Below are 14,657 nucleotides of genomic sequence, written 5' to 3' on the forward strand. Positions count from 1 at the left end.
ACATGCCGTGGCCGGTGCCTCGAAAACATGGCACTCGGAAGGAAGTTCCGGGGCAGCCCGGCAGAGACGACCTGCTGCGCGGTCGGAACTGGCTCACCGCGCCCTGTGCCCGCGATCCCAAGCTTGTCGAACCGCCCAAATTGGGCCTTCGGCTTAAGACTAAATCAAAGAGACATGAGGCAGATTGCGGTCTTCGCTCGCAGCGTCGCGCGCTCACAATGGCCGGACCTACCCATGTTGCAGTCGCTCTCCCGCATGCCGGCGGACATGTCCTCGGACTCGCGGCGCCAGCTTCTCAATGCCGTGACCGACCTGTTCCTGCTCGACGGCGAACCCAGCGACATCTCCAAGGAGCATTACGGCGACATCGCGCTACGCACCCTGCCGCATCTCGACAGCGAGGACCGCAAGCAATACGCCGATAGCGTCGCGGCGACGCCGAGCCTGCCGCACCAGGTCGCGGTTTCGCTGGCCGAGGACGCCGATTCCGAGGTGGCGAAGCTCGTGCTGAAGCTGTCTCCGGTCCTCACCGACACCGACCTCGCGGCCATCGCGGTGAGCCAGACTCAGGCGCATCTCAATGCAATAGCCGAACGCGCGCGCCTTTCGGAAAGCGTCACCGACATCCTGGTCGAGCGCGGTGACAATGCCGTGCTGCGCACCGTCAGCGGCAATGAAGGCGCGCAATTCTCCGAGCACGGCTTTGACCGGCTTCTCGAACGAGGCGGCGACGATGTCGCGGTCGGCGAGGCGCTGGTCCGTCGCAGCGACCTCTCGCCGCAGCGCGTCCAGCGCGTGCTGCGCATCGTCGAGCAGGTCGCCGAGCAGGGCGAACGCAGCCAGGATTCGGCCGCGCTCGCCAGGCAAGCGCGGCAACAGCGACTCGAGGTCAAGCTTTTGCTGGCCGATCTGCGAACGAAGGTCCGCACGCTCGCCGAAGTGGTGACCATGCTAGCCGACGAGGACCGGGCCTTCCATCTCGCCCAGGTGCTGGGCGCGGCCGCGGAGATCAGCAACGAACAGGCATTGCGGGTGCTGTTGCAGCGCGACGTCAGCGGCATCGCCGTGCTGGCCCGCGCGCTCGACCTCGACCAGGAAACCTTCCGGGCGGTCCTCAGCCTGCGCGGTCGGCGGCTCTACTTCGCGGCCAAGACGCTCGAGGATGATCTGCGCAACTATACGAGGCTCGACAGTGCGACCGCCGACCGAACCATGCGCTTTCTGCGGCTGAAGACCAAAGTCGCCTGAGCCGGCCTGAGCCGACGCCACAAAAGCGCGACAATCGCGCCCTCATCTGCTAGGTCATGAGCATGAGCGCGCCCGCATTCCTGGCACGAGCGAGAGGTCTTGCCCTTCTCGCCGGATTTGCGAGCCTGACCTGCGCCGGAACATCGGCCCAGGCCCAGGCCTTCCTGCCCTTCACGGGGTTCGCGACCCTGCCGAGTTTCGCCTGGTCACAGCCCACGCTGGCGCCAGGCGGGGTCAAGTGGGAAGGCTCCTACGCCCGCATCTCGAGCGGCTTCCAGGTCACCAGCTCGAAGCATTACGGCACCTCGGCGGGGCCGACCATCGGCCTCGAAGGCGGCAAGATGTGGCGCGACGGCGACTTCGTCTACGGCATCGTCGGGGCGCTGGAATATGCGCCGGGCTTCGGCGGCTACAGCAATCCCGGATTCGGCCAGGCGAGCTTCACCCGCGACATCGCCGGCGCCTTCCAGATCAAGGCCGGCGTGCTCGCGACGCCGGACGTGCTGCTCTACACCAAGCTCGGCATGGCGGCCGCCAACGAGACCTATCGCTACGGCGCGACGCCGTTCTCTGCGCCATTCTCGCGTTCCGACATCGCTGTCAGGCCGGAGGTCAGCGCCGGTGTCGAATGGGCGGTCACCGACAAGATCACGCTTGGGCTCGAAGTCGGCATGGTCGGCCCTGCGATCCGCTGAGAGATTGAATCAAGCCGCTGACGGATTGATTCCGGAGTTCCGCGCAGACCCCTGAAATAACGTCACTTTTTGACGAGGCGAGGCCCTGTATACTCCAGAGCGCTTCAAATGCTGGCCGGTGCCTCTGTCTGCGAGAAAGGCTCGGGTCTGCGCCCGAGGACGACGCTTCGACTACCCCCCGAACTTGTTGCTCTTCGGGAAGCCCTTCGGCGGCAGGCGACCAGCCTCCGCCCGGTGACCGAGCCACTCCAGCAGCTCGGCCTGTGCCACCGTCCAGGTGCGTGCCGAGGTGTCGAGCCAGGTCAGCCCGTCGGCCAAAGCGAAGACCTTGGCGTCGGAGAGCCCGCCATCCTTGTAGCGCTGCAGCTTGACGCCCTTGCCCCGGCTCATCTCCGCGACCTCCGAAATCGGGAAGCAGAGCAGCTTGCGGTTCTGGCCGATGATCGCGACATGGTCGCCCTCGACCGGCACGGCGAGCATCGCCTCGACCGGCGTATCGACGTTCAGCACCTGCTTGCCCTTGCGGGTATTGGCGACGATGTCGTCGCTGGAGACCACGAAGCCGCGTCCCTCGGTCGTCGCCATCAGCAGCTTGAGCCCTGGGCGATAGGGGAAGGCGGCGACGATCTCGGCGCTCTCCTCCAGCTCGATCATCAGGCGGATAGGATCGCCGAAGCCGCGCCCACCGGGCAGCTTCGAGGCCTCCAGGGTGAAGATCTTGCCGTTGGTCGCCATCACCAGGATCTTCGCCGTCGTCTCGGTGAAGAAGGCGGTGCGCAGCCCGTCATCGCCCTTGAAGGACAGGCCCGACAGATCCTGGACATGGCCCTTCAGCGCCCGGATCCAGCCCTTTTTCGAGATCACCACCGTCACCGGCTCGCGTTCGACCATGGCCTGCGTCAGGTCGATCTCGGTCGTCTCGGGCATGTCGGCGAAGCTGGTGCGACGCTTGCCGATCGCGGTCTCGGGGCCGAACAGCTTCTTCACCTCGCGGATGTCCCAGGAGATGGTCTTCCACTGCGTCGCGTCGGAGGCGAGCAGCCCCTCGATCTGGCCCTTCTCGGCGGTGAGTTCGTCGAGTTCGGTCTTGAGCTGCATCTCCTCGAGCTTGCGCAGGGCGCGCAGCCGGGTGTCGAGGATGGCGTTGGCCTGGATCTCGCTGAGCTCGAAGACGCGCATCAGCTCGATCTTCGGCTCGTCCTCCTCCCGGATGATTTTGATCACCCGGTCGAGGTCGAGATAGACGATCAGCAGGCCGCGCAGGATCTCGAGCCGCTTCTCGATCTGGCCGAGACGAAAGCGCGAGCGGCGCAGCAGCACGTCGCGGCGATGGTCGAGCCAGGCGCGCAGCGCCTCGGCGAGACCGAGCACGCGCGGCACCAGTCCGCCGGTCAGCACGTTCATGTTCATCGGAATGCGCGATTCGAGCTCGGAGAGCCGGAACAGCGATTCCATCATCAGGGCGGCGTCGACATTGCGGGCCCGCGGCTCGATGACGATGCGGATGTCCTCGGCCGACTCGTCACGCAGATCGGCGACCAAAGGCAGCTTCCGCTCGTTCAGGAGCTCGGCGATCTTCTCGATCAACCTGCCCTTCGAGACCATATAGGGGATCTCGGTGACGACGACCTGCCAGGCACCGCGCTCGAGCTCCTCCTTCACCCAGCGGGCGCGGGTGCGGAAGGCGCCGCGCCCGGTGCTGTAGGTCTCGATCATCGAGGTCCGGCTCTCGACGATGATGCCGCCGGTCGGGAAATCCGGTCCCGGCACGAAGGTCATCAGTTGCTCGGAGCTCGTCTCCGGGTGCTGGATCAGATAGAGCGCCGCGTCACAGAGCTCGGCGGCGTTGTGCGGCGGGATCGAGGTCGCCATGCCGACCGCGATGCCCTGCGAACCGTTGGCCAGCAGGTTCGGGAAGGCGGCCGGCAGCACGACCGGCTCCTCGTCCTCGCCATTATAGGTCTCGCGGAAATCGACCGCGTCCTCGTCGATACCGTCGAGCAGCAGGCGCGCGACCTCGGTCATGCGCGCTTCGGTATAGCGGTAGGCGGCGGCGTTATCGCCGTCGATATTACCGAAATTGCCCTGTCCGTCGACGAGTGGATAGCGCTGGGCGAAATCCTGCGCGAGGCGCACCAGCGCGTCGTAGACCGACTGGTCGCCATGCGGGTGGAACTTACCGATGACGTCGCCGACGATGCGGGCGCATTTCTTGTGGACCTGGCCGGGATCGAGCCGGAGCAGGCGCATGGCGTGCAGGATGCGGCGATGGACCGGCTTCAGCCCGTCGCGCGCATCCGGCAGAGCGCGATGCATGATGGTGGAGAGCGCATAGGCGAGATAGCGCTCCTCGAGCGCGGTCTTCAGATCGACGCGCTCGGACTCCTCCTCCGGCGGCGGCTCGACAGGCTTACCCATGGTGCACTCAACCTCGACTTTGCGGCCGCGTCCGGCCGCGAATCACTTCCCATGAAGATGCAGGCCCGCGCTGGCAACTGCAAAGTTTACCGATGCGCCCGCCGTGAAAATCAGTGGATTTTCGTGGCCAGCTCCAGCAGCCGAGCTCGTTCGGGCGGTTCGGCGAGCCCGCGCGGCTCGTAAAGGTATCGTCGCAGGAAATGCCCGGTCAGCGCAAAGCCGGCGGCGATCTCGGCCGGCAGCGGCTGGTTCGCGCCCTGCCCTTCGCTGAGGAAGCGCGGAAGGGCCAGCAGGCGGTCGAGATAGGGCTCCGCTGCCTTGCGGCTCACCGCCTTTCCCGATTTCGGCGAGACATGGCTGAGCTCCTCGCGCACACCCGTCACGGCGCAGCGGTTGAGCTCGAGCCCGAAGCCGAGTTCACCCAGCATGGCGAGCTCGAAGCGCACGATCAGCGCCGGCGCGAGACGGACCTCGTCGAGATGCTCGATCAGCACGCCGAGCCCTTCATGCAAGGCGGGATGCGGATCACGTTCCGGCAGGAGCCGCAGCAAAGCGGCGATGCTGGCGAGCCCGTAGAGCGCGACCGGTTGCGCCATCAGGCGGGCGGCGTGGGAGCTCAGGAGCTCGACCTTGTACTCGCCGAGATGCTCGTCGAGCCGCGCTCGCCAGGTCAGCGAAACCGCGTTCCCCGGCTGGAGAACGGGCTGCTGCCGGCTCGAGCGGCCACCGCGGACGAGACCGAGATGGCGACCATGGAGACGCGTCATCACCTCCAGGATCACGGCGCTCTCGCCATGCCGGCGGACGCCGATGATCGTGCCCTCGTCGCTCCATTCCATGATGCGCAGTTAGGGTGCCGCTGTCGTGCAGGTCAAATGACGCGTGTCATCCCGGGCGAAGCGCAGCGAAGACCCGGGACCCATTCCTGATCCACTCCGGCATGGATCCCGGATCGGCGCGGCTTCGCCGCTTGTCCGGGATGACTTACTGGAAAAGTGTCACGCCACATACTGAGCGATCCCACCGCCGAACGACCAATCCTCGCGCTTGACCTCGACCAGGCTGATGAAGATGTCGTCCGGCCTAAGCCCCGGCTCGCGCTGGAGGTTCGCGGCGATCGCGGCATAGAGCGCCTTCTTCTGGGTGACGCCGCGGGTGTTGGCGACGGTGATCTGGACGATCACCAGACGGTCCGAGCGCTGAAAACCGAAATAGTTGGCATCGAAGACGAATTCCTCGGCCTCATGCTGATGGACGACGGCAAACAGGTCGTTCTCGGGGACCTCGAAGGTGGCGCGCAGGGCGCGATAGACACCGTCGACGATGGCGGCGGGATGCGAGGCCGGGTGGCCGCGGCGCATCGAGATTCGGATCAGGGGCATTGCAAACTCCGTTGGCAAGCGGGCGAGCCCGCGAACACCCCAAAGCTAGGCTTGTCCCATAAATCCGAAAATCGTATCAATGATGATATCAGTGATATCTATTGATGATCATATGACCACCACGCTCGATCTCGACGCCGTCAGCGCCTTCCTGCGCACGGCCGAACTCAGCAGCTTCACCCGCGCGGCCGAAGCGCTCGGCACGGCGCAGTCGCTGGTCAGCACCAGGATCAAGCGGCTCGAGGCGAGCCTCGGCCAGAGCTTGCTGCAGCGCCATCCCCGGCTGGTCCGGCTCACTCCGGACGGCGAGCGCTTCCTGCCGGCCGCACGCGAACTGATGGCGGCGCATGAGCGAGCCCTTCAGGCCTTCCGGCAGCCCGCCGAACGCATCATGATCGGGATCAGCGAACAGGCGGTCGGCGCCGACGCCCCTACCCTGCTGGCGCGGCTGGCACGGCAGGATTCGACCCTCGTCATCGGGTTGCGGATCGAGCCTTCCGCAGCGCTGGAGGTGGCCTATGAGCGTGGCGAACTCGATGTCGCGGTCATACTGCGTCTCGGCCAGGGACGGACGGGCGAAGTGCTGCGCCGCGACGTCTTCGGCTGGTTCGCAGCCCCTGCCCTGCCACGGCCCGACGGGCCGCTGCCACTGGTCAATCTCGTCGCCGAATGCCGCCTGCGGCTGCATGCCGTCGCAGCGCTGGAACACGCCGGCCGGCCCTGGCGCGAATCCTTCATCGGCGGCGGCATGGCGGCGGTGCTCGCAGCTGTGGAAGGTGGGCTCGGCGTCTCGCCGCTCGCGGCACGGATCGCGCCACGCGGGTCGGTCGATGTCGGCGCCGCGTGGGGCCTGCCCGTTCTCGGTGCCTCCGAGGTGGTGCTACGCAGCAATGTCGTGACGCCGCGCGCCAACGCCTTCGTCAGAGAACTCGCGGCGGCGTTCCGGGCGGGGTGAACAAAACCGTATCTCGAACCATCATGCGCGCCCTTGTGGCGAGCATCCACGTCTTGAACACCGCCTTGCCCGAAGGAAGACATGGATGGTCGGGACAAGCCCGACCATGACGGAAGCGCCTACGCCACCACCCGCTCGACCCGGCTGATCACCCGCTTCTCGCGCAGCTCGCTGACGATCGCCGAGAGGTGCTTCAGGTCCCAGACCGTCAGGTCGATGGTGACGTCGGTGAAATCCGGCGTCGGACGGACCATCTGAACCGCATCGATATTGCCGTCATGCTCGGCGATCGTCGTGGTGATCTGGGCGAGCGAGCCCGGCTCGTTGATCGAGTTGAGCTGGATGCGCGCCGGGAAGCGCTGCGGGCGCTTGTCGTCGAGGTCCCAGCGCACGTCGAGCCAGCGTTCCGGCTCGTTGTCGAAGGCGGCGAGCGAGGGCGACTGGATCGGATAGATCGTCACCGCCTCGCCCGGCGTCAGGATGCCGACGATGCGGTCGCCCGGCACGGCGCCGCCGCCCGGCGCGAAGCGCACCGGCAGGTCGCCGCCGAGGCCGCGGATCGGGATCGCATCGGCGCCGGGGCTCTCTTCCGGCAGTTTGAACTTCAGGTTCTCGCCGCCCTGGCGCAATTCGAACCAGCCCTTGCCGGCCGCGCCGCCCTTGCTCTTGGCATCGAGCGCGAGGCGCTTTTCGGGCTCCAGATCCGGATAGACCGCCTTCACCACGTCGCCGGAGAACATCTCGCCGCGGCCGACGGCCGCGAAGACATCGTCGACGGTGCTGCGCGCAAGGCGCTTCAGCGCCGCCTTGAGCTTCTCGTCGGAAAAGGCACGTTCGGCGCGCTGGAAGGCGCGTTCGAGGATCTGGCGGCCGAGCCCGGCATATTGCCGGCGCACGGCGGCGCGGGTGGCACGGCGAATGGCAGCGCGGGCCTTGCCGGTGACGGCCAGCGATTCCCAGGCAGCCGGCGGCGCCTGCCCCTCAGCGCGGGTGATCTCGACCTCGTCGCCGTTCTGCAACTCGGTCAGGAGCGGCGCGATCCGGCCATTGATCCTGGCCCCGACCGCGGTGTTGCCGACATCGGTATGGACGGCATAGGCGAAGTCGATCGGCGTCGCGCCGCGCGGCAGCGCGATCAGCCGGCCCTTCGGCGTGAAGCAGAAGACCTGATCGTGGAAGAGCTCGAGCTTGGTGTGCTCGAGGAACTCCTCGGGGTTGTCGCCCTCGGCCAGGAGATCGACGGTGCGGCGCAGCCATTGATAGGCGCGGCTCTCATCCGCCTCGCCGATCGCGCCGGCGGTACGCCCGTCCTTGTAGCGGGCATGGGCGGCGATGCCGTATTCGGCGACGCGGTCCATCTTGTCGGTGCGGATCTGCAGTTCGACGCGCTGGCGGCCGGGACCGACCACGGTGGTGTGCAGCGAACGGTAGTCGTTCTGCTTCGGCGTCGAGATGTAGTCCTTGTAGCGACCGGGAACCATCGGCCAGGTCATGTGCACGATGCCGAGGACGCGATAGCAGTCCTCGGGCTTCTCGACGATGACGCGGAAACCGAAAATGTCGGAAAGCTGCTCGAAGGAGACGGATTTGCGCTCCATCTTCTTCCAGATCGAATAGGGGCGCTTGCGCCGGCCATAGACCTGCGCCTCGATGCCGCGCTCGGCGAGCTTGGTTTTGAGATCGTTCTCGATCTCGCTGATGACGCGGCCCTCGCGCTGGGTCACCTCCTCCAGTCGCTTCGTGATGGTCTCGTGGGCTTCCGGCTTGATGTGGCGGAAGGCGAGCTCCTCGAGCTCCTCGCGCAATTCCTGCATGCCCATACGGCCGGCGAGCGGCGCATAGATCTCGACCGTCTCCTCGGCGATGCGCAGGCGCTTCTCGGGCGCCATGTAGTGCAGGGTGCGCATATTGTGCAGACGGTCGGCGAGCTTCACCAGGAGCACGCGGATATCGTCGACGATGGCGAGCAGCAGCTTGCGGAAGTTCTCGCCCTGCGCCGCCTTCTTGGAGACGAGATCGAGCTTCTTGATCTTGGTCAGCCCGTCGACGAGGCGGCGGATGTCGGGACCGAAGAGGTTCTCGATCTCCTCCAGCGTCGCCTCGGTGTCCTCGACGGTGTCGTGCAGGACGGCCGCGACGATGGTGGCGTCGTCGAGCTTGAGATCGGTGAGCAGCGCCGCGACTTCCAGCGGATGGGCGAAGAAGGGATCGCCCGAGGCGCGCTTCTGCGTGCCGTGCGCACGCATCGCATAGACATAGGCGCGGTTGAGGAGCTCCTCGTCCGTGTTGGGATTGTAGCGCTTGACCCGGTCGACAAGCTCGTATTGCCGCATCATGCCCATGCGGGCCCCGCTCCGCCTATCGCCGTCATAGAATTCATCCAATATCTGCATAGGCCTGCCGGGCGGCAAGGCGGTATGCCGCGCATCGGGCATGAAAAAGCCCGGCAGGGCCGGGCTTTAGCAATCATCGTCAACAATTGTTCACACTGCCCGGCCTTGGCCGAGGCGCATGCGCTCAGTCCTCGTCGTCGGCGCTCTCGGTCGGCGGCACGAGCCCATCGAGGCCGCGCAGCAGGTCCTCTTCGCTCATCCGGTCGAACTGGACTTCCGAATCGGGCGTGGCGACATGCGACTGCGAGGTCAGCAGCGGCACCGGGTCGGCCTCGGGCTCGTCGACCTCGACATGCTTCTGCAGCGAATGGATCAGATCTTCCTTGAGATCCTCGGGGGTCAGCTTCTCTTCGGCGATCTCACGCAGGGCAACGACGGGGTTCTTGTCGTTGTCGCGCGGCACCAGGATCGAGGAGCCGGAGGCGATCATGCGGGCGCGATGGCTCGCGAGCAGAACGAGCTCGAAGCGGTTCTCGACCTTGTCGATGCAATCCTCAACGGTAACGCGAGCCATCCCGCGGGCTCCTTCCAGATGTCGTCGATGCGATGGAAACGATGAAGGGCGCTCTTACAGGCAGAACGCCACAGATGCAAGGTTTTACGCCGCCCTGCGCGGGCCGCCGGCAGGCACCCATGCCCGTCACGGCGCCGCGACCGACTTGAGCCACTGCCGGGCGGCCTGGACGTCGGCCCTCGCCGCGCCTTCCTCGGTGGCGAGCAGATGATAGGAATGTCCCTCGACGACCGGCCCGAACGAGTGGACGAGGACGCCGCGGGACAGCTCGTCCTCGACCAGGACCAGACTGGCGATCGCCACACCCTGGCCGGCGATCGCCGCCTGGATCGCGTGGTTCTCGTCAGTGAAGCGCAGGCCGGCTTCGGCGTTCATCCCCGTGATCCCGGCCGCGGCCAGCCACCGCGCCCAATCCGGCTGCCAGTCCCGGCGCTGCCACTCCGAATGAATAAGTGTGACACCCCGCAGGTCGGCCGGCCCCTGGATGCCGAGCGCGGGGCTGCAGACGACCCCGAAACGTTCCTGGCACAAGGGTTCCGAAACGAGGCCTGCGAACGGGCCTGGGCCGTAGCGCACCGCCAGATCGGCCGTATCGCGCGACAGATCGACGGTCGCATCCGAGGCATGCAGCCTCAGCGTGATCTGCGGCCACTGCGCCTGGAAGGCGTTCAGAGCCGGAATGAGGCGGCGGGCAGTGAAGAGCGTCGTCGCGGTAACGGTCACCGCCCTGACCTCGCTCTGCGGGCCGAGATCGGCGATGGCGCGCGCGAAATCGTCGAAGCCATCCCTGAGCACCGGATAGAGCCGCTCGCCGGCCGGGGTCAGCGAGACGCGCCGGACATGCCGATGAAACAGCGAAAGGCCGAGCGTGGCTTCCAGCAAGCGAAGCTGATGGCTGACCGCGGTCGGCGACACCGCCAGCTCCTGGGCGGCCTTCTGAAAGCTCAGATGCCGAGCCGCCGCCTCGAAGGCGCGAAGCGCACCGAGCGGCGGGAGTTTCCGGATCGCGCTCATGGCTGAATTGAAATCATCTATCGGCTGAGAAATTCGCTTTTGTCTGCAATTTCTTAGAGCGATACCTGAGGAGAAGCGAGAGTTTCGCATGAGAAATTCGACTTCATGGAGCCCCCTCATGACACCGCTTCACATCCTGCAGATCGATGCCAGCGCCCGCCCCGGGCGGTCTGGAACTGATCCTCGCGGGTCGCATACCCGTCGACTGACCGATCGCTTCGTCAATCGCTGGCGAGCTGCGCGACCGCAGGACAGCCTGACCTATCGCGATGTCGGGCAGCAGCAGCCCTCGCCCGTCAGCGGCGACTGGATCGCTGCCGCCTTCACCCGGCCCGAACGCCGAGACGGCCCGGCGCAGGCGCTGCTCGCCGAGAGCGACCTGCTGACGAGCGAGCTTCTCCGTGCCAACCTGATCGTGATCGGTGCGCCGATGTACAACTTCGGCCTTCCGGCGCAGCTCAAGGCCTGGGTGGACAATGTCGTGCGGGTCGGTGTCACCTTCGGCTTCGACCGCAGCCGGCAAGGCGAGCCGTACTGGCCGATGCTGCCCGCCGGCAAGCGGCTGGTCATCCTCTCCTCGCGCGGCGATTACGGCTACGGTGCCGGCGGGCGCCTGGAGGCCATCAATCTCGTCGAACGCAGCCTGACCGTGCCGATGGGCTATATCGGCCTCACCGAAACGCATGCGATCGCCATCGAATACGACGAGTTCGCGGACGAACGTCTGCGCGCATCGATTGCCGCTGCCGAGACCGCCATCGACGGGCTGGTCACAAAGCTCGTGCACCAGGCCGCTGCGCCGGCGGATCGGGCGCTGGAAACGGCCTGACGCATCGGCGGCGGCGCCCCCCGATCTGCGGCAATCAGAGCCCGCGCATGCGGGCCACGAGCTCCTCGAGGCCGAGCTCCGGCCGGCCTGCGGTTCCCGACCCGTGACCAGCCATGGCCGGAAGCTCCTCCGGTCGCTGGTCGAGGAAACGCATGCGCATCGTCGTCGCGACCGCCTCGCCGAAGGCGATCGCCTCGCGATTGCCGATCGAAGGCAGGAAGGCAAGCGTGCTGGCCGAGGCGTCGGCAATCGCCGCGCGGATGATCTGCTGGTCGGCGTCATTGGCGAGGCGCATGGCGAAGACCGTCGAGCATTGCGACAGGATCGTCGGATCGAGCTCGCCCGGGCGCTGCGTGACGATGCCGAGATAGGCGCCATATTTGCGGCCTTCCCGTGCGATGCGGGCGATGGCGTGGCGCGTCGGCGCGAAACCCAGGCTCGGATCGTGCGGCACGTAGCGATGCGCCTCCTCGCAAAGCAGCAGGATCTCGTATCCGCCCCGGCTCGAGATTGCGAGATCGAAGGCCAACCGCGCCAGGCTCGAGGCTACCGCGTTCACCACCTCGGAAGGCAGGCCGGCAAGCTGGAAAACCGTGACCCGCCGGCCCTGATGCGGCACGCGGAAGATCTGGCCGATCACCGGCGCGATCGTCTCGATGCTGTTGGCATGGGCGAAGAGAAAACCATAGCGCGGATCGGCATGCAGCGTCTCCAGACGCACGCGCAGCGAGCGCAGCGCAGTACGCGGATAGCGCTGCTCGTGCAGGCCGATCAGCTCGTCGATCGCAGCGAAGAGATCGACCATGCGATAGGGCACGGCGAGGCCCGCCGCTCCGCCCATTTCCGCCGGGCGGCGCGCGCCCAGATCGAGCGGCCGCTTCAGCACGCTGCTGCCGAGGTCGCGCGCCATATCGTGGGCGGCGCCGCTGCGGTAACGGCTGCGCGCGACGGCGATCACCTCGCGCAGGATCTCGGCCTCCTCCTCGACCAGCGGGCGGCCGCGGAAGACGATGTCGGCGAACTCGTCGAAACGAAAGGTCCAGAACGGCAGGTCGAGCGTCTGGGCGTCGATACGGACCGAATTCTCGGGAAAGGCGTGGGCGTATTCGTTGTGTGGATCGAGGATCAGCACGCGCAGATTCGGCTTCGCCGCCACAGCCTTGCGCAGCAACAGGGCGACCGCGCTCGACTTGCCGACCCCGGTGGTGCCAAGCACGGCGAAATGGCGCGAGAGCAGGCGCTCGACGCTGACCGTCGCAGGAATTGCGCCGTCCTGCGACAAGGTTCCGATCTCTGCGCCTTCCTGGCCCCCGAGATCGTGGACGGCGGCAAGGTCGCGCGAACGAATACGGTGCGCCAGCGCGCCCAGCGGCGGATAGGTCGAGATGCCGCTCTGGAAACGGCAGCTCCCATCCGGCCGGTCGACGACCTCGCCCAGAAGCTCGACCTCGATGCCGATCGCGTTCGCGCCGCTCTCCTCCCAGCCCGGATTCATCACCCGCATCTGATAGACCATGCCGACGATGCGGCTCTCGCCGAGATTGATCGAGATCAGGCGGCCGACGGCCCAGATATTGTTCGGACCGAGGGCCGGCCCGGAGACCGTAGCGGCGATGGTCGCGCGCGCGCCTGAGCACGAAACCACCCGGCCCAGCGACCGATCGGGTGACTGGCTGGCGTCGCGCCGATCCGGCGAAACGTCCGCTTCGAAATGTTTTCGGTCCGAGACGGAGTACTGCATCGCCGCAGAATAGCGCGCAGGCCTTAACAACAGATCGCTCCCCGCACAGGCGGCCGGCGCGAAAAAATCGCTGATGGCGCTGCGACCGATCAATAACGCTGAAGAAGCCGATCAACTCCGTTGCCTTGAGCCGGAGCCGGCCAGGGCGTAGAGGCTGGAGCAGGATCTGGGGAGCGTGACGATGCCGAAGAACCGCCTGCGCCTTGGTGTGAATGTCGACCACGTCGCCACGGTGCGCAATGCCCGCGGCGGTGCCTTGCCCGATCCGGTTCGCGCCGCCCATCTTGCCATCGCCGCCGGCGCCGACGGCATCACCGCCCATCTGCGCGAGGACAGGCGCCATATCCGCGACGTCGACATGGCGCGGCTCGCACGCGAACTCTCCAAGCCGCTCAATTTCGAGATGGCGGCGACCGAGGAGATGATCGGCCTCGCCGAGAAGCTGAAGCCGCATGCCGCATGCCTCGTGCCGGAGAAACGCGAGGAGCGCACCACCGAGGGCGGGCTCGACGTTGTCGGTCAGGCGGCAGCTCTCGCCCCCGCGATCACGCGCCTGGCGGCCGCCGGCTGCCGTGTCTCGCTGTTCATCGAGCCGGACGAGGCACCGATCGCGATGGCGGCGAAGCTCGGCGCCCCGGTGGTCGAGCTCCACACCGGCACGTGGTGCCACGCCGTCGCCGATGGTCATGCCGACAAGGCCGAGGCTGAATTCCAGCGCCTCGCCAGCGGCGCCGCCTTCGCCGCCTCGCTCGGCCTCGAGGTCCATGCCGGCCACGGGCTCGACTACGACACCGCGCGCAAGCTCGCGACCGTGCCCGGCTTCGTCGAATTCAACATCGGTCATTTCCTGATCGGCGAGGCGATCTTCGTCGGCCTGGCAACCGCGCTGGCCACGATGCGCCGGGCGATGGACGAGGGCCGCGCCGCCGGATGATCGTCATTGCGGGCGCAAGCGAAGCAATCCAGAGAAACGCCCTGGCTTGCTTCGTCGTTGCGCTCCTCGCAATGACGGTGGAGTTCCCAGCGAAGTCCTCATCGGCTAAAGCCTCGGCATGATCCTCGGCATCGGCTCAGACCTCTGCGACATCCGCCGCATCGAGAATTCGCTGGCGCGTTTCGGCGAACGCTTCACGCAGCGCATCTTCACCGAAGGCGAGCAGGCGAAATCGGACCGCCGGGCGACCCGGGCGGCCTCCTATGCCCGCCGCTTCGCCGCCAAGGAGGCCTGCGCCAAGGCGCTCGGCACCGGCATCAGCCATGGTGTGTTCTGGCGCGACATGGAAGTGGTCAACCTGCCCGGCGGCCGGCCAACCATGAAGCTGACGGGCGGCGCCGCGACAAAGCTCGCGCAGATGACCCCGCCAGGGCATGAGGCCATCGTCCATGTCTCGCTGACCGACGATCCGCCGATGGCCCAGGCCTTCGTGGTGATCGAGGCCAGGCCGAAGCAAGCCTGAAGAGGCCTACC

The 14,657-nt window shown here is 66.7% G+C and carries 13 protein-coding genes; 6 read left to right on the forward strand and 7 right to left on the reverse strand.

Going from position 1 to position 14,657, the window contains the following annotated elements; all coding sequences use genetic code 11:
* Positions 1 to 234: 234 nt before the first annotated feature.
* Positions 235 to 1,248, forward strand: a complete 1,014-nt coding sequence (locus ACWGRX_RS14535; RefSeq protein WP_452118111.1) for a DUF2336 domain-containing protein — start codon at positions 235 to 237, stop codon at positions 1,246 to 1,248.
* Between the two features lie 62 nt (positions 1,249 to 1,310).
* Positions 1,311 to 1,943 carry an outer membrane protein gene (locus ACWGRX_RS14540; protein WP_452118112.1) on the forward strand — a complete coding sequence of 211 codons (633 nt, stop codon included), beginning with the start codon at positions 1,311 to 1,313 and terminating at the stop codon, positions 1,941 to 1,943.
* 171 nt (positions 1,944 to 2,114) lie between these two features.
* Here the strand turns inward: ACWGRX_RS14540 and parC are convergent, their stop codons facing one another.
* The 3 genes from parC to ACWGRX_RS14555 all read right to left on the reverse strand — a co-directional run bounded on the left by parC (position 2,115) and on the right by ACWGRX_RS14555 (position 5,743).
* Positions 2,115 to 4,361 (reverse strand): DNA topoisomerase IV subunit A, encoded by a 2,247-nt coding sequence (gene parC / locus ACWGRX_RS14545; protein ID WP_452118113.1) that lies wholly within the window; start codon positions 4,359 to 4,361, stop codon positions 2,115 to 2,117.
* Positions 4,362 to 4,471: 110 nt separating this feature from the next.
* On the reverse strand, positions 4,472 to 5,200 hold the full coding sequence (gene recO / locus ACWGRX_RS14550) for a DNA repair protein RecO (protein WP_291647861.1): 729 nt from the start codon (positions 5,198 to 5,200) through the stop codon (positions 4,472 to 4,474).
* A 159-nt stretch (positions 5,201 to 5,359) separates the two neighbouring features.
* A complete protein-coding gene (locus ACWGRX_RS14555) occupies positions 5,360 to 5,743 on the reverse strand; it encodes a tautomerase family protein (RefSeq protein WP_452118114.1) in 384 nt (127 codons plus the stop codon).
* Between the two features lie 112 nt (positions 5,744 to 5,855).
* On the opposite strand from ACWGRX_RS14555, the gene ACWGRX_RS14560 reads away from it, so the two are divergent.
* The gene (locus ACWGRX_RS14560; RefSeq protein WP_452118115.1) at positions 5,856 to 6,698 is read left to right on the forward strand and encodes a LysR family transcriptional regulator; all 843 of its coding nucleotides are present in this window, start codon (positions 5,856 to 5,858) and stop codon (positions 6,696 to 6,698) included.
* Positions 6,699 to 6,817: 119 nt separating this feature from the next.
* Here ACWGRX_RS14560 and ACWGRX_RS14565 read toward each other — a convergent pair whose 3' ends face one another.
* The 3 genes from ACWGRX_RS14565 to ACWGRX_RS14575 form a co-directional block, all read right to left on the reverse strand.
* Positions 6,818 to 9,034 carry a RelA/SpoT family protein gene (locus tag ACWGRX_RS14565; protein WP_291640172.1) on the reverse strand — a complete coding sequence of 739 codons (2,217 nt, stop codon included), beginning with the start codon at positions 9,032 to 9,034 and terminating at the stop codon, positions 6,818 to 6,820.
* A gap of 181 nt (positions 9,035 to 9,215) precedes the next feature.
* Positions 9,216 to 9,605 carry a DNA-directed RNA polymerase subunit omega gene (gene rpoZ / locus ACWGRX_RS14570; protein ID WP_291640156.1) on the reverse strand — a complete coding sequence of 130 codons (390 nt, stop codon included), beginning with the start codon at positions 9,603 to 9,605 and terminating at the stop codon, positions 9,216 to 9,218.
* A 126-nt stretch (positions 9,606 to 9,731) separates the two neighbouring features.
* A complete protein-coding gene (locus tag ACWGRX_RS14575) occupies positions 9,732 to 10,619 on the reverse strand; it encodes a LysR substrate-binding domain-containing protein (RefSeq protein WP_452118116.1) in 888 nt (295 codons plus the stop codon).
* Between the two features lie 118 nt (positions 10,620 to 10,737).
* Here ACWGRX_RS14575 and ACWGRX_RS14580 point away from each other — a divergent pair, with 118 nt between their 5' ends.
* Positions 10,738 to 11,448 (forward strand): FMN-dependent NADH-azoreductase, encoded by a 711-nt coding sequence (locus ACWGRX_RS14580; protein ID WP_452118117.1) that lies wholly within the window; start codon positions 10,738 to 10,740, stop codon positions 11,446 to 11,448.
* A 34-nt stretch (positions 11,449 to 11,482) separates the two neighbouring features.
* Here the strand turns inward: ACWGRX_RS14580 and ACWGRX_RS14585 are convergent, their stop codons facing one another.
* A complete protein-coding gene (locus ACWGRX_RS14585; protein ID WP_452118118.1) occupies positions 11,483 to 13,219 on the reverse strand; it encodes an ATP-binding protein in 1,737 nt (578 codons plus the stop codon).
* Positions 13,220 to 13,370: 151 nt separating this feature from the next.
* Between ACWGRX_RS14585 and ACWGRX_RS14590 the strand changes: the two genes are divergently transcribed.
* Together ACWGRX_RS14590 and acpS are read left to right on the forward strand one after the other, a co-directional pair.
* On the forward strand, positions 13,371 to 14,123 hold the full coding sequence (locus ACWGRX_RS14590) for a pyridoxine 5'-phosphate synthase (RefSeq protein ID WP_452118119.1): 753 nt from the start codon (positions 13,371 to 13,373) through the stop codon (positions 14,121 to 14,123).
* Between the two features lie 118 nt (positions 14,124 to 14,241).
* Positions 14,242 to 14,646 (forward strand): holo-ACP synthase, encoded by a 405-nt coding sequence (gene acpS, locus ACWGRX_RS14595; protein ID WP_452118120.1) that lies wholly within the window; start codon positions 14,242 to 14,244, stop codon positions 14,644 to 14,646.
* Positions 14,647 to 14,657: the final 11 nt, after the last annotated feature.

The organism is Allobosea sp. NPDC055594, from assembly GCF_053618995.1.